20 protein-coding genes are annotated in these 15,896 nt (G+C 35.0%); 12 read left to right on the top strand and 8 right to left on the bottom strand.

Going from position 1 to position 15,896, the window contains the following annotated elements; all coding sequences use genetic code 11:
- Positions 1–137 precede the first annotated feature (137 nt).
- From LRP83_RS18180 to LRP83_RS18165, 4 genes are all read left to right on the top strand, one after another.
- The gene (locus tag LRP83_RS18180) at positions 138–575 is read left to right on the top strand and encodes a MarR family winged helix-turn-helix transcriptional regulator (RefSeq protein ID WP_230498126.1); all 438 of its coding nucleotides are present in this window, start codon (positions 138–140) and stop codon (positions 573–575) included.
- An 85-nt stretch (positions 576–660) separates the two neighbouring features.
- Positions 661–1,605 (top strand): ring-cleaving dioxygenase, encoded by a 945-nt coding sequence (locus LRP83_RS18175; RefSeq protein WP_230498125.1) that lies wholly within the window; start codon positions 661–663, stop codon positions 1,603–1,605.
- 73 nt (positions 1,606–1,678) lie between these two features.
- Positions 1,679–2,656: a ring-cleaving dioxygenase gene (locus LRP83_RS18170; RefSeq protein WP_230498124.1), complete on the top strand. Its 978-nt coding sequence runs from the start codon at positions 1,679–1,681 to the stop codon at positions 2,654–2,656.
- Positions 2,657–3,443: 787 nt separating this feature from the next.
- Positions 3,444–3,752 carry a YodL domain-containing protein gene (locus LRP83_RS18165; protein WP_230498123.1) on the top strand — a complete coding sequence of 103 codons (309 nt, stop codon included), beginning with the start codon at positions 3,444–3,446 and terminating at the stop codon, positions 3,750–3,752.
- 48 nt (positions 3,753–3,800) lie between these two features.
- Here LRP83_RS18165 and LRP83_RS23240 read toward each other — a convergent pair whose 3' ends face one another.
- Both LRP83_RS23240 and LRP83_RS23235 read right to left on the bottom strand, forming a co-directional pair.
- Entirely contained in the window at positions 3,801–3,926 is a 126-nt protein-coding gene (locus LRP83_RS23240; RefSeq protein ID WP_290369580.1) for a hypothetical protein, read from the bottom strand.
- A gap of 15 nt (positions 3,927–3,941) precedes the next feature.
- The gene (locus LRP83_RS23235) at positions 3,942–4,067 is read right to left on the bottom strand and encodes a hypothetical protein (protein WP_290369579.1); all 126 of its coding nucleotides are present in this window, start codon (positions 4,065–4,067) and stop codon (positions 3,942–3,944) included.
- Positions 4,068–4,214: 147 nt separating this feature from the next.
- Here LRP83_RS23235 and deoD point away from each other — a divergent pair, with 147 nt between their 5' ends.
- The 4 genes from deoD (at position 4,215) to LRP83_RS18145 (ending at position 8,588) form a co-directional block, all read left to right on the top strand.
- Positions 4,215–4,916 carry a purine-nucleoside phosphorylase gene (deoD, locus tag LRP83_RS18160; protein WP_230498122.1) on the top strand — a complete coding sequence of 234 codons (702 nt, stop codon included), beginning with the start codon at positions 4,215–4,217 and terminating at the stop codon, positions 4,914–4,916.
- Positions 4,917–5,091: 175 nt separating this feature from the next.
- A complete protein-coding gene (locus LRP83_RS18155; protein WP_230498121.1) occupies positions 5,092–5,940 on the top strand; it encodes a M15 family metallopeptidase in 849 nt (282 codons plus the stop codon).
- A gap of 261 nt (positions 5,941–6,201) precedes the next feature.
- Positions 6,202–7,635, top strand: a complete 1,434-nt coding sequence (locus LRP83_RS18150; protein WP_230498157.1) for a lmo1851 family serine protease — start codon at positions 6,202–6,204, stop codon at positions 7,633–7,635.
- Between the two features lie 137 nt (positions 7,636–7,772).
- Entirely contained in the window at positions 7,773–8,588 is an 816-nt protein-coding gene (locus LRP83_RS18145; RefSeq protein ID WP_230498120.1) for a hypothetical protein, read from the top strand.
- Positions 8,589–8,593: 5 nt separating this feature from the next.
- Here the strand turns inward: LRP83_RS18145 and LRP83_RS18140 are convergent, their stop codons facing one another.
- Positions 8,594–9,304: an AlbA family DNA-binding domain-containing protein gene (locus LRP83_RS18140; protein WP_230498119.1), complete on the bottom strand. Its 711-nt coding sequence runs from the start codon at positions 9,302–9,304 to the stop codon at positions 8,594–8,596.
- A 154-nt stretch (positions 9,305–9,458) separates the two neighbouring features.
- On the opposite strand from LRP83_RS18140, the gene LRP83_RS18135 reads away from it, so the two are divergent.
- Positions 9,459–10,373 carry a CobW family GTP-binding protein gene (locus LRP83_RS18135; protein WP_230498118.1) on the top strand — a complete coding sequence of 305 codons (915 nt, stop codon included), beginning with the start codon at positions 9,459–9,461 and terminating at the stop codon, positions 10,371–10,373.
- Between the two features lie 86 nt (positions 10,374–10,459).
- Positions 10,460–11,257 (top strand): hypothetical protein, encoded by a 798-nt coding sequence (locus LRP83_RS18130; protein WP_230498117.1) that lies wholly within the window; start codon positions 10,460–10,462, stop codon positions 11,255–11,257.
- A gap of 49 nt (positions 11,258–11,306) precedes the next feature.
- Here the strand turns inward: LRP83_RS18130 and LRP83_RS18125 are convergent, their stop codons facing one another.
- On the bottom strand, positions 11,307–11,546 hold the full coding sequence (locus tag LRP83_RS18125; protein WP_230498116.1) for a DNA alkylation repair protein: 240 nt from the start codon (positions 11,544–11,546) through the stop codon (positions 11,307–11,309).
- A 96-nt stretch (positions 11,547–11,642) separates the two neighbouring features.
- Here LRP83_RS18125 and yoyC point away from each other — a divergent pair, with 96 nt between their 5' ends.
- A complete protein-coding gene (gene yoyC / locus LRP83_RS18120) occupies positions 11,643–11,909 on the top strand; it encodes a protein YoyC (RefSeq protein WP_230498115.1) in 267 nt (88 codons plus the stop codon).
- A 33-nt stretch (positions 11,910–11,942) separates the two neighbouring features.
- Here the strand turns inward: yoyC and LRP83_RS18115 are convergent, their stop codons facing one another.
- Positions 11,943–12,389, bottom strand: coding sequence for an Hsp20/alpha crystallin family protein (locus LRP83_RS18115; RefSeq protein ID WP_230498114.1), 447 nt, complete (start codon positions 12,387–12,389; stop codon positions 11,943–11,945).
- 284 nt (positions 12,390–12,673) lie between these two features.
- Between LRP83_RS18115 and LRP83_RS18110 the strand changes: the two genes are divergently transcribed.
- The gene (locus tag LRP83_RS18110; RefSeq protein WP_230498113.1) at positions 12,674–12,832 is read left to right on the top strand and encodes a hypothetical protein; all 159 of its coding nucleotides are present in this window, start codon (positions 12,674–12,676) and stop codon (positions 12,830–12,832) included.
- 53 nt (positions 12,833–12,885) lie between these two features.
- On the opposite strand, the gene LRP83_RS18105 is transcribed toward LRP83_RS18110, so the two are convergent.
- From LRP83_RS18105 to LRP83_RS18095, 3 genes are all read right to left on the bottom strand, one after another.
- Positions 12,886–13,446: a GNAT family N-acetyltransferase gene (locus LRP83_RS18105; RefSeq protein ID WP_230498112.1), complete on the bottom strand. Its 561-nt coding sequence runs from the start codon at positions 13,444–13,446 to the stop codon at positions 12,886–12,888.
- Between the two features lie 366 nt (positions 13,447–13,812).
- Complete coding sequence (locus LRP83_RS18100; protein WP_230498111.1) at positions 13,813–14,940, bottom strand: amidohydrolase; 1,128 nt, start codon at positions 14,938–14,940, stop codon at positions 13,813–13,815.
- A 152-nt stretch (positions 14,941–15,092) separates the two neighbouring features.
- Entirely contained in the window at positions 15,093–15,872 is a 780-nt protein-coding gene (locus LRP83_RS18095; protein ID WP_230498156.1) for an undecaprenyl-diphosphate phosphatase, read from the bottom strand.
- Positions 15,873–15,896: the final 24 nt, after the last annotated feature.

Below are 15,896 nucleotides of genomic sequence, written 5' to 3'. Positions count from 1 at the left end.
GGACCCACTCTAGTCTCCCAAACCTTAAGGTGGGTCATCTGACTAAAAACTAAAAAATATCCTTAATTCGAGATATTTCTCTTGCGTTTTATTCACTTGAGATGTAAAGTGATAGTAACGAAAGGATGTGAATCCTATTGAGAAAAAATACACTTGGTTCACTTATCTGGTTGCGTATTGCTCGTTTTACGCATCAAAGTAATCTATTATCGAATGAATTCTTAAAGCCGTTTGGTATTACAGCTGCACAGTTTGATGTATTAAATCAGATTTCTACCTATCAGCCAATCACGCAAAGTCAACTTGCTGTTAAAGTAACTGTGTCGGAGGGTGGAATTTCACGTATGCTCACTCGACTAGAGCAAGAGGGATATATACAGCGTAAGCAGGACTGGAAAACCAAATGGATTACCCTTACTACAAAAGGGGAAGATAAAATGCATGAGGTTTTTGAACACCAGCTTACTTTCCAAACGTCTATTGTCAATGAGTGTTTGACAGAGGAAGAGCAGAAATCACTATATATGCTTATGACTAAATTACAAAAAAACACTGAAAATAAAATAGAGAATTAAGAGCTCTAATACTTGTGATAATTGCTAGGCTACTAATTTTTTTACTTATCACTTGACTAGTAAATTGAAAATGGAGGAATGATCTATGTTTAAAATTCCAGGACATCATCACATTTCAATGATTACAAAAAACGCAAGTCTAAATAATCACTTTTACCGACATGTGCTTGGTTTACGTCGTGTAAAAGTAACGGTGAATCAAGATGACCCATCCATGTATCACTTGTTTTATGGAGATAAAACAGGTAGCCCAGGAACTGAACTATCATTTTTTGAAATTCCACTTGTGGGGAAAACTTATCGTGGTACAAATGCCATTACTAGAATCGGATTATTGGTTCCTTCAGAGGACAGTTTGCATTATTGGAAAGCAAGACTTGAGGAATATGGAGTAAAGCATAGTGACATTACTACTTATTCCAATCATCCTGCCTTGAAATTTGAGGATCCTGAAGGGCTTCGCCTGGTACTGATTGTTTCAAACGGAGAGAAGGTTGAGCACTGGGAAACATGGGAGAAATCGGAGGTACCTGTCGAACATCAAATTCAAGGCATGGGATCAGTGGAAATAACGGTACGAAGACTTGATAGACTAGCAAGCACACTTACAGATATGTTTGGCTATACAGAGATAAGCCGTACAGATGACGAAGTGATTTTTCAATCCATTAAAGGAGAGGTTTTTGGAGAAATCGTCGTGAAATATTTAGACGGTCCGTCTGAAAAACCAGGTCGTGGCAGTATACATCATTTAGCCATTCGGGTAAAAAACGAAGAGGAGCTTACCTATTGGGAAGAGCAAGTGCGAACCCGTGGCTTCCATTCATCTGGCATAGTGGATCGCTTCTATTTTAAGAGCCTATATTTCCGTGAATCAAACGGGATTCTATTTGAAATTGCAACCGATGGGCCAGGCTTTACTATCGATGGAGACATAGAAACATTGGGTGAAAAATTAGATTTACCACCATTTTTAGAAGAACGTAGAGCTGAAATTGAAGAAAATTTAAAACCCATTGAGGAGTATTAATTATCATACGATTAGCATCATATCAATCAAACCAAGCTACTATTAAATTTGAATTTCCTAGGAGGAAAATAAAATGAACTATTTAAAAGGGGTACACCACGTAACAGCTATTACAAGTAGTGCAGAAAAGAACTATGATTTTTTCACAAATGTTCTAGGAATGCGTTTAGTAAAAAAGACAGTCAATCAAGATGACATTCAAACCTATCATTTATTCTTTGCTGATGATAAAGGTAGCGCGGGAACAGACATGACGTTCTTTGACTTCCCAGGCATTCCAAAAGGTGTACATGGGACAAACGAGATTTCAAAAACCTCTTTCCGTGTACCAACTGATGCAGCATTAGAGTATTGGGTAAAACGTTTTGATCGTTTAGAGGTTCAGCATACTGGAATTAAAGAGCAATTTGGCAAGAAAACTCTCTCTTTCGTTGATTTTGATGATCAACAATATCAATTAATATCAGATGAAGTTAATAAAGGTGTAGAATCAGGTACACCTTGGCAAAAGGGTCCGATACCACTGGAATATGCGATTACTGGATTAGGTCCTGTTTTTGTTCGAATTGCGAACTTTGATTATTTTAAAGAAATGCTTGAAAAAGTCCTATTATTTAAAGAGACTGCTCAGGAAGAATCATTCCATTTATTTGAAGTAGGTGAAGGCGGAAATGGAGCCTCAGTCATTGTTGAATATAATGCGATTCTTCCTCAAGCTCGACAAGGTTATGGAACGGTACACCATGCGGCATTCCGTGTAGAGGATCGCACGGTATTAGATGAATGGACGGAGCGATTGAGTAGTTTCGGATTCTCTACGTCCGGTTATGTAAATCGTCATTTCTTTGAGTCACTATACGCAAGAGTTGCACCACAAATTTTATTTGAGTTTGCTACCGATGGTCCTGGCTTTATGGGAGATGAACCATACGAAACCCTTGGAGAAAAATTATCTTTACCTCCATTCTTAGAGCCTAAACGTGAACAAATAGAAAAATTAGTTCGCCCTATTGATACAGTGAGAAGCACAAGGGAATTCATCAAAGAATAAGGCTGATTTTACAAGATTCAAGCAAAAATTCTTGTAGGACTGAAGCGGGAAAAATAAATTGTGTATTAAATAACCCCCTGAATAGTTGTTACTTTTAGGTAGCACTAATTGGGGGGATATTTATTTAGTTAATATCAGCAATTTGTACCAAAAGCTAGCCAAAACCAGCGAAAGTAAAATAAACGGAAATTTTCCGGTAATATTTAGAATGGAGCACGCTTCGGACAAAATAAGCGGAGTTTTTCCGCTTATAATCAGAATGGAGCACGTTTCGGGCTAAATAAGCGAAGTTTTTCCGCTTATGCCAAGCAAAATCCCCCATTTTCATGTTTTACCTGTCAATAGGCGGAATATCTCCGTCTATTTAAGCCATTTTCAATGCTTTTGACTAAATAAGCGGAATTTATCCGCCTATTAATCAGAGTGGATGTTGGTTGATCTGATTGCCCATCTTAAACTGTTAGTGTAATTCCAAATATTACGATTTTTAAATATCACGGATAATATTCAGAAGCACAAAAACATGATGAAAATCACCATGCTTTGTAGTCCATTATTTGTACTGGTATTTATGATTTTGTACTCTAAAAGAGAACCCGTTAATTGTTATTTTTGGGCATCCTTTTCCTTATTTTGGAAGTGTTTTAGGAGAAATTGACTAAAAACTTGGTTGTTTGTCGAAAAATATTTGATTACCGACAAAAATAGAATAAATTTGATAAAGGATTCGACAAGTCTCATCTCTAATTTAGTTGTTAGACAATTACAAAAATAGGGGTGGTACTTGTTGTTAAAAGCAAAACTAAAATTATTGAATCATTCTTATGACGTAACGATTTTTCAGGCACCTCAATTTTTACAACAAAAGGGGTATAAGGCGGTGTATAGAACATCGTTAATAGGCAATAGTCATCATGATGTCCTTGATCGTACCTTCAGATTGTTTAATGTGGCTGATCGAATCCCAGCTGATTATGAGGGAACTTATATACGAACTGGTGATATTATTATGATAGATGAAGGCTGGTTTGGAAAGCATTATTACCAGTTACAAACAGGTGGATGGAAGAAAATCAATCGAATTCAAGTACGATAATCAAATAAAAAAACACCTCGAAGCGGTAGCCACTTCGGGGTGTTTTTTTTAACGTTTTCTACCAGTTGCATTATGTTCTTTTGCATGTGCCTCATGTTCTGCTACAATCGCTTCAGCAGGAATATGGTTATTCTTTTTTTGTCCGTTAACGCGAGCACGATGTTTTTTACCCATTTTTTTTATTCCTCCTTATTTAGGATTTTTCATTTTATCTCGATTCATTGGTAGGTTTCCTCCCGAGCGGGAAGTTGGATTAGTTTCATTTGCATGTTGAACAGCTTGTTGAAGTTTTTTACTCATTTTCTGTTTAGGCATGTAGAACCCCTCCTTTGGATAATCTATAGTTAGCATTTCCATAAGGAACAAAAAAATGCTGAGATTGTTTTTTGGGTTAATGGATTGTGGTATATTATTAAAGTAGGAAGTCTGACAACTAATTGTTTGGCGAATGGAGGAAGAAAAATGAGTATTCATATTGGAGCAAAAGAAAATGAAATAGCAGAAACGGTATTATTACCTGGTGACCCACTTCGTGCGAAATATATCGCAGAAACATTTCTAGAAGGGGCAACACTTTATAATGAAGTCCGAAACATGTTCGGATATACAGGTACATATAAAGGTAAAAGAATTTCAGTACAAGGAACTGGAATGGGCGTTCCTTCTATTTCAATTTATATTAATGAGTTAATGCAAAGCTATAATGTTCAACAGTTAATCCGTGTAGGAACTTGTGGTGCTATTCAAAAGGATGTGAAAGTAAGAGATGTCATTTTAGCCATGACTTCATCTACAGACTCCCAAATGAACAGATTAACATTCGGTGGAGTTGATTTTGCACCTACTGCTGATTTTGAGTTATTAAAAAATGCATATGATGCAGGTTTAGAAAAAGGGTTAAACTTAAAAGTTGGGAATGTATTTACCGCAGATCAATTTTATAATGATAATGCTGAGCATGAAAAATGGGCACAATATGGGATTCTTGCAATAGAAATGGAAACAACAGCGTTATATACTCTAGCTGCAAAATTTGGTAGAAAAGCATTATCTGTTTTAACTGTAAGTGACCATATTCTTACAGGTGAAGAGACGACTTCAGAAGAACGTCAAGTAACCTTTAATAGCATGATTGAGGTTGCTCTTGAAGCAGCGATTAAATAATATTTAACAAAAAAGTGGGCATAAGCTACTAAAAAGCTTATGCTCTTTTACATCTTTTTCACTAAAATTGAAATTGTTTTAATGAAATTTTTGACGTTTAATGTAAAAAAAGATATATTGTACGAAAATAGCTTTAAATAGAGATTAAAGTTAATTAAGATAGGTGGATTTAAAAATGAAAAAATTAATACTTTTGGGAGTCATGAGTACTTTATTCCTCACTACAGCATGTGCGCGTTCAGAAACAATATTCGATAAAGTGCCATTTCTCAAAAATATTGTTCAAAATGATAAGAACGGACAAGCTGTGGAGGAACCTATCGAAGAAAATCCAATAGAACAAAAAAATGATGACTTGAATAGTCAAAGTAAACAGGAGATTACTCTAAATGATATCTTTTTTAATCAAATAAAAGAGGTTAACGGTCAAAAGATTATTCTTAATCCAGATAATACGATGGCATTAGTCAATAAACAATTTGGATTACCCGAGACTTTTTTACCGAGTGATTTAGTTCGACCGAAAGTCAACTTTTCTTTTGGAAACCAAAAAATAGATAAGAGTTTAATGAGGAAAGAAGCGGCAGTTGCGTTAGAAAAAATGTTCAAAGAAGCAGTTAGAAACGGAATAGAGCTTTTTGCTGTCTCTGGCTATCGTTCTTATGACTATCAAGAATCACTATTTCATGCAGAGGTCGATAAAGTAGGATTAGATAAAGCAGTAGAGGCGGTAGCAGTACCAGGACAAAGTGAACACCAAACGGGGTTAGCTATGGATATATCTTCTCGAGCGGAAAACATGCTACTTACAGCTGAGTTTGGTAACTCCAAAGAAGGAAAATGGCTAACAGAAAACGCGCATCGATTTGGATTCATCTTAAGATATCCTAAAGGAAAAGAATCGATCACAGGGTACCAATACGAAGCATGGCACTTCCGCTATATTGGTATTAATGCAGCAACAATCATCCATGAAAATAAATGGACACTAGAAGAATACTTTCAAATCGTTAAAAAAGTCTAATTCCCTTTAACGCAGTAAAGGGGTGGGGGACTGTCCCTCACTCCTTTACAGCGCTAAAGATATTTTTTGTTTGATTTTTTCTTTGTTCATTTAGGGGTAAAATGGTATTCTAGTTCATAAGGGAATTTATACTATAGTTTGGTTATTGTGAAAGTGGTGAAGAGTTTGGACGATGGGAAATTAACTAATCAAGATCAAGAGCAAGAAGAGCAGCATCACCAAGAACCTGAAGCACCAGTCAGGAGTGCTGGTGTCGTAAAAATGAAAAGTTTTTACTTTTTTATGCTTGTTTTCTTTGTTATCTTTTTGACAGCAGGGATAACGACGTTTGTGTTAGCATTTGGTGATGAAAAAGCAGCCGATATTGTCAATGTAAAAGAGGATGAATTCTACAACCAACAGCGAGATGAATTCAGTAAACTATATGCTGCCTATGATACGTTGAAAGAAAATTATTACAAAGATCTAGATGAAGAGGCTTTAGTTAATGGGGCTATTAATGGGATGCTAGAAGCATTAGATGATCCTTATTCCGATTATATGAATGTGGAGGAAGCAGAAGGCTTTCATAATAGTATTTCATCTTCATTTGAAGGAATTGGTGCAGAAATACAAGAAAAAGATGGGCATATTTCAATCGTATCGCCAATTAAAGGTTCTCCAGCAGAAAAGGCTGGTTTAAAGCCAAATGATGTCATTTTAACGGTAGATAATAAAAGCTTACAAGGAATGAGTACAACGGAAGCTGTTCTACTTATACGTGGTAAAAAGGGTTCAAAAGTTGAACTTACAATTCAAAGGCCTGGTGTAGATGAACCGATTACAGTCCCTATTACTCGAGATACAATCCCATTACAAACGGTTTATGGGGAAATGCTTGAGGATGGAATTGCAAAGGTTTCAATCACAAGTTTTTCAGAAAATACATCTAAAGAGTTAGTGGAAAACTTAAATAGTCTTAAAAAAGAGGGTATGAAGGGGCTTGTCTTAGATTTACGTCAAAATCCTGGTGGTCTACTTGATGAAGCCGTTAGAATATCAAGCTTGTTTGTCCCAGAAGGAAAGATTCTATTTAAAGTTGAGGATCGAAACGGCAGTGTGAAGGAATATAAATCGAAAAATAGTAATAATACTGACTTGCCTCTCGTTGTTATTATCGATAAAGGTAGTGCAAGTGCATCAGAAATACTTGCTGCTGCTGTGAAAGAATCTGCCCAAGTACCTCTTATTGGTGAAAAGTCTTTTGGTAAGGGGACTGTTCAGACTGCACAAGACTTGCAAGATGGATCCAATATGAAATACACAACAGCAAAATGGTTAACACCTAAGGGTAACTGGATCCATCAAAAGGGCATTGAACCAGATTTTAAAGTGTCTCTACCTAAATATGCAAGTCTAACCTATATTGACCCTGATAAGGAGTTAAAGTTGTCTATGTCCTCGTCTGAAGTCAACACAGCTGAGCAAATGTTAGAAGCTCTGGAATATCATCCTGGTAAAATCGATAGCTTATTCGATGAACAAATGAAAAAGGCTGTTATTCAATTTCAAAAGAATAATCAACTAGAGGCTAATGGAATTCTAACAGGGGAAACCACCCTGAAATTGATGGAAAGCATTCGAGAAAAATTAGAAAAAGATGACCCTCAATTACAAAAAGCGATTGAAGTACTTACAAAGCAATTAAAAAGATAATCACAAAGTGGAAGAACTGTCCATTAGGATGGTTCTTTTCTTTTTTCAATTAGTTGAAGAATGTTGCCCCAGACTAGTATATTTTTATCCGTTCTTTTCCAGAATGATGATATAAATGATCGTTGGGGGAATAGTATGTGAAGAAATGGGTGTTATTGATTTTAGTGGCTGGATTCATTATGAGTAATAAAGAGAGCTCCAAAGTAAAAACAGAAAATATAGTACCTGATGGAATAGGAGAAAAAGTAGAATCTTCACAAAATGAAGTGCTTTCATCATCATTTGGAAAAGAGGGACACCACTTTCTTTTGCTAACTCTAGATAATAAAAATGTAAGGAAAGCAGTAATTGCCAAGATAAGTGACGGTTCACAGACTATGGGAGTTGCTACTTTATCCAATGAGCAAATAGAGCAAGTATTATCAACTGAACAAGTGGACTTACAGACTATTTCGAAGGATTCTCAAATTAAATATGAATTAGAAACTCATTTTGGTTTCCCTATCAATAATGTCATTGCCGTTGAAAAAAATGGATATATTGAATTATTTGCGAGGATTTTCCCTGATGGAATAGCTTTACAATTATCTGATGAAATGAAAAAGGATTTGAAATTAGTTAATCAATCCAAAAAAGAGCATGTAAAAGCGGAAGAATTTTTTAAAATTATGAAAACACTAAAACAAACTCAAAAATATGATCAAGAAATAAATCAGCTGATTGTTGATACCTTTACTTCACAACTATCGAAGCCTGAAGCTTCATTGGCTTTGTTTGGATTTGTGACTGATTTAGATGAATACTTTTACACAGATTTAACGATGAATCAGCTGCTAACAATGGGTATTAATATGATGAAAAATCCTGTTCAAGAAGTACAGAAACTAGAAGTGCCGATGAATCCAAAACAAGAAGTAATAAAGCCGATTGAAAAAGAGATGAAGCATTTCTAGTTAATTTAATCTGAAGAGAGGTCCAAATATTGTTGGATTCTCTTTTTTTTGTTTAGAATCAAATGCTTAATAAAATCTTGATAATCAAGATGCGCTAATTCATCTGATGCTTCATATAAACTTTTCAGTTGGTTTAAATGTTCCTTTAAAGAAAGTTCATTTGAATCCGAGACTCCTGTTTGAACTTTGCGTACAATCATTTCTACTAATTTCTCATTTGTCGCTTCTAATGACTTAGTACCTTGACGTATATAAATTGCTCCATACCTCAACTCATTCCGATTTGAAATGGATGTATAAGGAACATACTTAGGGTCATACTCGATAAGTAAAACCTGAAATAGCTTGCCGTTTAAAGCAGCATTTTCACTAGTGGAAAAATAAAAGTCTTCCACTCGATATTTTAAGTATTTTGGCAGTAAATGCTGAAGCTTATTATCTATATCTGCTTTGTCGATATAATGTTCATCTTTTACACCTATTAAAGAGGCAGCACCATCTTCATTCTGTGAAACACCGACAATAATACTTCCACCACCAGAATTAGCTATTGCCAAAATGTGTTTTGCGAGCTTACTAAAATCACTCCATTTCATTTTGAAATCTAGAAAGTCTGTTTCGCCACTGTTATGAAGTAACACTTCTTTTAAATTCTCATGGGAAGGGTTCTTTAGGAAACTTTGTAAGACAAATGGTACCACATTTTCATAAAACATGATGAAATTATTCCTTTCAGGTATAGTAATACATTATAAGCATAAATAAAAGTTTTGTTATTTGTATTAGTGTCTTTATTCCAGTAGAATTTTTTCAAGGGTTAGAAATAATTACAATTTTTTTGAAAGTTGTATAGAGATAGGGAGTTTTTTTATGTCAAAACCAGAAATATATTTATTATCAGGATTTTTAGGTAGTGGAAAAACAACACTTCTTAAAAGGTTATTAGAAGATGAGAAGAAAAAGAATCGAAAAGTTGCTGTCATGATGAATGAGTTAGGAAAGGTATCTATTGATTCAAATATCGTGGAGGAGGATGTAGCTCTTAAAGAACTACTTGGAGGCTGTATTTGTTGTTCGATTCAAGATAAGTTAGAAGCGCAATTACAATCACTACTCTGGAAGGAAAAACCAGAGGTTATTTATATTGAAACAACTGGTGTTGCTCATCCTGTAGAAGTTTTGGATGCGGTTTTATCACCAAATCTTGCTGACCAGTTTATCATCAAGGGTGTGGTTACCATTATTGATGGTGAAAGATGGTTAGCGCGTCATAGCTTATCTCCGCAATTACAACAATTATTGCTAGAACAAGTCAAGCATGCTGATTTTATCATTATAAACAAAGCAGATATGTTAACGGATTCCGACCAATCAAAGTTAACGTTCGAAGTTCAAGGGATTAATCCTAATGCAAGTTGTTTATTAACTACCTATTCGAAAGTGGCTATTGAGGAAATTAGAGGTTTGAATAGTAAGCCTAAACAAGAAGTGAAGAAGGCTAACGTAACGACGGATTTGCGCTTAAGTACGTATGTATATACCTTTAAGAAATCAGTCGATATGGACAAATTTGAAGACTTTTTACGTGCCTTACCCGATACGATTTATCGAATGAAGGGTTACATAAAGTTTAGAGAAGGTGATTATCCTTATCTATTTCAATATTCTTATGGGATGCCAATTTACATGAAAGAAGAAATGAATTATCCATTAAATCTTGTTTTTATTGGGGAAAAAATAGACTGGAAAGAAGTTGAAGAAACACTTAAAGAACTAGAAGCCTGAATGAATTAAAAAGTAAAAGGAGAAAATAGAAAAAATCGAGTGCTAAAGTTGAGTGATAAAAAATGAAATGTATTTGTTCAATTTTAATGGTTTTGATTCTTTTCCTTTCACCTTTACGATCTAGTGCAGAAGAAATAGGATTAACAATTGAAGCGTTACCTTGGGAACAGGCAAATAAGCTCATCCCAAAGTATACTAAATTTACGGTTTTGGATACTGAAACAGGGCTCAGCTTTAAGGTTCAAAGGCGTGCTGGGAGTAATCATGCTGATGTTCAACCTTTGACCAAAGCGGATACGGCCATTATGAAAAAAATTTATAGTGGAAAATGGAGTTGGAAACGAAGAGCGATTATCGTTCAATATAAGGATAATTGGATTGCAGCCTCCATGCATGGTATGCCCCACGGGGCTGGGTCACTCCCCAATGATTTTCCTGGTCATTTCTGTATTCATTTTTATGGGAGCACGACTCATAAAACGAATGAAATGGATTTATCACACAAACTTATGGTACTAAAAGCTGCTGGGAAATTAGAAAATCATTTAGCAAAAGCTGATCCATATGAACTTGTCAATGCATATGTTGCAGGATTTAAGCAGCAGGACCAAAGTATATTAAATTTGGCTTCACTACAAAAAATGAAATGGGGTCCGATTCTTTCTAAGGTGGTGAACGTAAGAATTAGTCGGATTTTCATGTTACCAGCTGAGGATATCACTGATGAATTATATATATCTGTCCCCATAGAAATTGATTGGCTCATAGAAAATGAAGGTGGAAAAGCTTTTAGAGGAGAGGTTCATTTAATCCGTTTTTCTTCTATAGGTTCATGGAAAATAGATAGTATTCACTTTATTGATGGAAATAAATATCTAAAGTAACACACGAAAAACACCAATAAAGGTGTTTTTTCATGTTGTAAAAATTTTATTAACGCTCACCAAATTTAACAAACGTAAGTTCATCTTCAATTAAACCACAAGTTGCACACTGTACTTTAATAGATGGACCATTATATGGTAAGTGGAAGGGTTCAAGAGTTGTACTTGAATATTCTTGAATGATATCTCCTGTATGGGGGTCTATTTTAACAGATTGGGCTTCTTGCTTAATAAGATTAAATCGACTACGATTTGTTTTACAATTAGGGCATCGATAAGGTGCCGTCATAATTATTCTCCTCACATTTAATATTTTTACCTATTTTTTGCAGATATGAAGAATTTTATGTATAAATATTATTAGAAAATAGAAGGAGTGAATCTTTTGGAGAATTCATATGATCAGTTACTTCAAGATTACCGGTTAATTTGGAACAATCGTTTATTACAAATAGAAGGGCAAGATAGTGACCAAATTTTACTAGAGGCAATTAAGAGAGAAATTAATGATGAAAATTCACATCCGCGAATTAGGAGAAATAAATATGAAAAATTCTATTTAGCAACTAAAAGAATTATTGAAGCACCAATACCAAGTCAATCAAAAATCGATTTGATATATTTACATAAGAATATGATGGAAGAAAATTAAGCTCCTTTTTTAAAGGAGCTGTATTTTTCACATCTATGTTTGTTCTGTAATCTCAATTTCTGAGTATTGCATATCTATATTTTTAGGGATTTTAACTTCAAGCACATTATCTTTATAACTAGTTGTTGTCCCTTTTTTTCTAACAATAGATGGAAGAGTAATCGTATGCTTATCATTAGCATTTGGAATTTGTTCGACCATTAATTGATTAGAGGTATGATACAATTTTAGTTGTTTTAACCAGGATTCCTCCTTAATGGAGATTCGCACAAATACATCGTTATGTGTATCAAAAACTGAATAAGAAAGTGATTCACCTGATGGACTAGATTCTTGTTCTCTAGGTTGACTTTGAGATGGTTTCATCCAGTCGTGGTTACTCATCATTCCTTGCATTTGGGCAGGCATCATTTGTCCCATCATTTGTTTGACAAACTTATCGATTTCATTTTGATCGAATTGGCCCATTTGGTTATTCATTTTTTTATTAAAAGGGAAAAAGTTCCATGGTAACATCTTCAACATCCTTTCAAGAGTGAGCCTTATTTTTCTACCTCATTCTATGCAGATATAGGCACTAGGGTTCTATATTAAATATAGTAACAAGCCGATTCATAATTCTAAACTATACGATAAAAATATTATGTAAACTAAATAACAATCTTGTGATTTTGTTTCTCAATTTTGTGAACAATTTGATAAAAAGGAATGAAAAAGCTTACTTTTGTGAAAAATAAAAAAAAATGACAAGGGGGCTTTTATCGATGTACTTTAGACTAAATCGAATCAATCCGAATCAAACTCAAGTCTTTTATCATGATGGTCGATATGAAACGCTTACCAATGAGGAAGTTGACGATCTTATGCTACAAATCGGGATGAATGATGTTGAGGAGAATATAGAGCAAAATGTCACTGACTAATTAAAGGAAATAAAGGGACCCGAATATAAATTCGGGTCCTAAATGTTTCAACATTAAGCTTCGAGTAACTGAACAGACTCGGTTTGAGGTAAACCTGTACGCATCACATGTAATGTATACTGATCTTTAGAAATTTCATATAAATCATAAATATCTTCATTTGGGTTCAATTGGTCATAAATTAATTTACGAGTTTCATTTGCTTTTACAACATAAGGAAGTTTCTCAGCAGCTTTTAAAGAGCGAATGTTCACCTTACGAATTCGCATAAAAATGGTTTCGATTCCAAGTTCATAAAATAATTCTTGGAAAAATGCATCTTTAGCCAGATTATTATAACCTTTTCCGTGATAAGGCTTTCCAAGCCAAGTGCCTAAAAATCCAGCGTTTTCACCAATGTCAAATAAATTAATCGTCCCAATTGGAGTACCCCATTCATCAAGAATTGTTCGTGAAATTAACTCACCACATTCTTCTGCTTCAATAATTTGCTTTGTCATAAAAAGAAATTCTTCATATGAATGTGCTTTATGACGCACATAAGGAAAGACTTCTGGGTGCGACATTAAATCAAATAATTCGTGGCATTCAAAAAGATCACGTTTCTTGAGCATGTTTATCCCCTCCAATTGAGGGCAGTCCACACCTATCCTATTGCACAAGATAAGTTCCACCCTCGAAATTTTTTGTGTTGATAAAAAATTTCGGGGTGGGAATCGAACCCACTAGAACCAGTTATACTGGTGGCGCACCATTTGCCTTCCCTAGTCATTTAATTTTTAAATTATTTAGTATTAACGTTTGTTAACTTAAAAAATTTGTTCACTTTACGTATCATACTAAAAAAAAAAGTAAAAATAAATAGGAAATTTATTAATTTTTTACGTCAAATTATTACAATTTTTTTACGTTGTTCGGAGAGGTATTGATCATGTTATTCCATTGTCTTAATTGGTTGCAAATGGACGTATATTCTAGCTTTAAAGGGCCTCATAAATAATTTCTCCACCCATCATTGTCCATTTTGTTTTTGCAAGAAAATGAAACGGATGGTGGCTCCATAATACTAGATCTGCCTCTTTACCAATTTCTATGCTTCCTAGAGTATTATCAATCCTTAGATTTCTTGCAGGTAGGATCGTCAGCCCCTCTAATGCTTTTTCTTCCGATAGCCCTTCTCTTACTGCTATGGCAGCACAAACATTTAGATACTGGATTGGCGTATATGGATGATCAGTTGTGATTGAAACTTCTACGCCATGTCTTGTTAATTCTTGATACGTCCGCCATGTTTTGTTTTTTAGCTCCACTTTAGATCTTCTTGTTAAGGTTGGTCCTACTGATACCTTTAATCCCAATCCAGATAATTCATCAGCTACTAGATGACCTTCTGTACAATGTTCAATTCTCAAATCTAAATTAAATTCTTCAGCAAAACGGAGGGCAGTAATGATGTCATCTGCTCGATGGGCATGGATTCTTACAGGTATTTCTCTTTTAATGGCTTTTACTATTGGTTCAATTCGTAGTGATTCAGGGTTATCTGCATGAATAGCTGTATAAAAAGCTTCGCGTAGCATTCCCATAATTCCCATCCTAGTCATCGATTCACTATTGCCATGACTATGAATTCTTTTTGGGTTTTCGCCTAGGGCAATTTTGAGTCCAGCCGTTTCTTGAATCGTCATTTTTTTGATATTTCTTCCTGCTGTTTTTATGACAGAGGTCGTCCCACCAATCACGTTCGCACTACCAGGCATTACGTGTGCTGTAGTAATTCCGAATTGAATGGCATCCCCAAAGGCTGGGTCTAAAGGGTAGACACCATCAATGGCTCGGATATGAGGACTAAGTTCTTCTTTCGTTTCATTCGCATCATTTCCTGCCCAGCCCGTTCCTTCATCATATAGACCTAAATGAGAGTGGACTTCAATAAAGCCTGGGAGTAAATGCTTATTTTGACAATCTATCACCTGAGTTTCCTCATCGGGGAGTAAGTTAACACCTACATTCGCTATCTTCCCATCTTCGATTAGAACATCACCATTATTAATAACAGAAGAAGTAATAGGATACACAGTTGCATTCTTTAATAATATTTTTGTCATAGCCATACCTTCCATAAATAAATTTCAATTAATCAAACATATTGTAATATTTTATCAACTTACTAAGACAGAAGCTAATATTTTTTTGTTTAATTAATTGGTAATTTAACGCATTAACGCATCGGGGGACTGTCCCCCGATGCGTTAATGCGTTACAGGATATTCATGAATTGTAGGGTTAATATGGTGAAGCCTAGAATCCATACGTAATAGGCAAATATTTTTAGTGATTTTCGTTTAAGATATCCAATCATCCAAACGATGGCAAAATATCCAAATAGGGCAGAAGATAAGGTCGCAACAAACAAGCTACCAAAAGAAACAGCTTCCACATTGCCACTCAGAATATCACCAAATTCAAATACAATTCCTCCAGCTATAGCTGGAATAGATAGTAAAAATGAAAAATAAGCTGCTGTTTCCCGATCAAGTTTACGAAATAATCCAGCTGCGATTGTCAACCCGGACCTTGATACGGCTGGTAAGATTGCTAATGCTTGAAAACTTCCGATAAACAGAGCATCTATATATCCAAGGTTTTCCATTTTCTTTCTGCCTTTTTTCACGCTTTCCGCCATCCATAAAATAATACCTGTAAAGATAAATTCCCAGCCAAGTGTGATACCTGTCTGAGAAATTGATTCAAACATATTACTAAATAGTAGACCTACAAAGACAGCAGGAAGTGTTCCAATTACAAGTAACATACTAAGCTTTCCAAAAGGCTTCTTAATGATTGTCCATAATTCATGCTTGTAAATAACTAGTACCGCAATTAATGTCCCAATGTGGAGCATAGTATCGAGAAATAATCCTGCTTCCTTTAAGCCAAACAGGGATCGTCCTATAAATAAATGCCCCGTACTCGATATGGGGATAAATTCGGTTAACCCTTGAATAATTCCTAAAATAAATGCTTCAAGTTTTGACATCATACTTGCATCACCCTCTATGTT

The organism is Pseudoneobacillus rhizosphaerae (assembly GCF_917563885.1).
Taxonomy (GTDB): domain Bacteria; phylum Bacillota; class Bacilli; order Bacillales; family Cytobacillaceae; genus Pseudoneobacillus; species Pseudoneobacillus rhizosphaerae.
Note: the sequence above shows the minus strand (reverse complement) of the source record. Positions and strands in the feature narration are given on the sequence as shown.

Bases quoted from the DNA above. Each gene is read 5' to 3' on its own strand.
- deoD (WP_230498122.1), top strand. From the start codon at position 4,215: ATGAGTATTCATATTGGAGCAAAAGAAAATGAAATAGCAGAAACGGTA.
- LRP83_RS18130 (WP_230498117.1), top strand. From the start codon at position 10,460: ATGGTTTTGATTCTTTTCCTTTCACCTTTACGATCTAGTGCAGAAGAA.
- LRP83_RS23240 (WP_290369580.1), bottom strand. From the start codon at position 3,926: ATGGGTAAAAAACATCGTGCTCGCGTTAACGGACAAAAAAAGAATAAC.
- LRP83_RS18125 (WP_230498116.1), bottom strand. From the start codon at position 11,546: ATGACGGCACCTTATCGATGCCCTAATTGTAAAACAAATCGTAGTCGA.
- LRP83_RS18110 (WP_230498113.1), top strand. From the start codon at position 12,674: ATGTACTTTAGACTAAATCGAATCAATCCGAATCAAACTCAAGTCTTT.
- LRP83_RS18170 (WP_230498124.1), top strand. From the start codon at position 1,679: ATGAACTATTTAAAAGGGGTACACCACGTAACAGCTATTACAAGTAGT.
- LRP83_RS18135 (WP_230498118.1), top strand. From the start codon at position 9,459: ATGTCAAAACCAGAAATATATTTATTATCAGGATTTTTAGGTAGTGGA.
- LRP83_RS18140 (WP_230498119.1), bottom strand. From the start codon at position 9,304: ATGTTTTATGAAAATGTGGTACCATTTGTCTTACAAAGTTTCCTAAAG.
- LRP83_RS18155 (WP_230498121.1), top strand. From the start codon at position 5,092: ATGAAAAAATTAATACTTTTGGGAGTCATGAGTACTTTATTCCTCACT.
- LRP83_RS18100 (WP_230498111.1), bottom strand. From the start codon at position 14,940: ATGACAAAAATATTATTAAAGAATGCAACTGTGTATCCTATTACTTCT.
- LRP83_RS18095 (WP_230498156.1), bottom strand. From the start codon at position 15,872: ATGTCAAAACTTGAAGCATTTATTTTAGGAATTATTCAAGGGTTAACC.
- LRP83_RS23235 (WP_290369579.1), bottom strand. From the start codon at position 4,067: ATGCCTAAACAGAAAATGAGTAAAAAACTTCAACAAGCTGTTCAACAT.
- LRP83_RS18115 (WP_230498114.1), bottom strand. From the start codon at position 12,389: ATGAATAACCAAATGGGCCAATTCGATCAAAATGAAATCGATAAGTTT.
- LRP83_RS18150 (WP_230498157.1), top strand. From the start codon at position 6,202: ATGAAAAGTTTTTACTTTTTTATGCTTGTTTTCTTTGTTATCTTTTTG.
- LRP83_RS18175 (WP_230498125.1), top strand. From the start codon at position 661: ATGTTTAAAATTCCAGGACATCATCACATTTCAATGATTACAAAAAAC.
- LRP83_RS18105 (WP_230498112.1), bottom strand. From the start codon at position 13,446: ATGCTCAAGAAACGTGATCTTTTTGAATGCCACGAATTATTTGATTTA.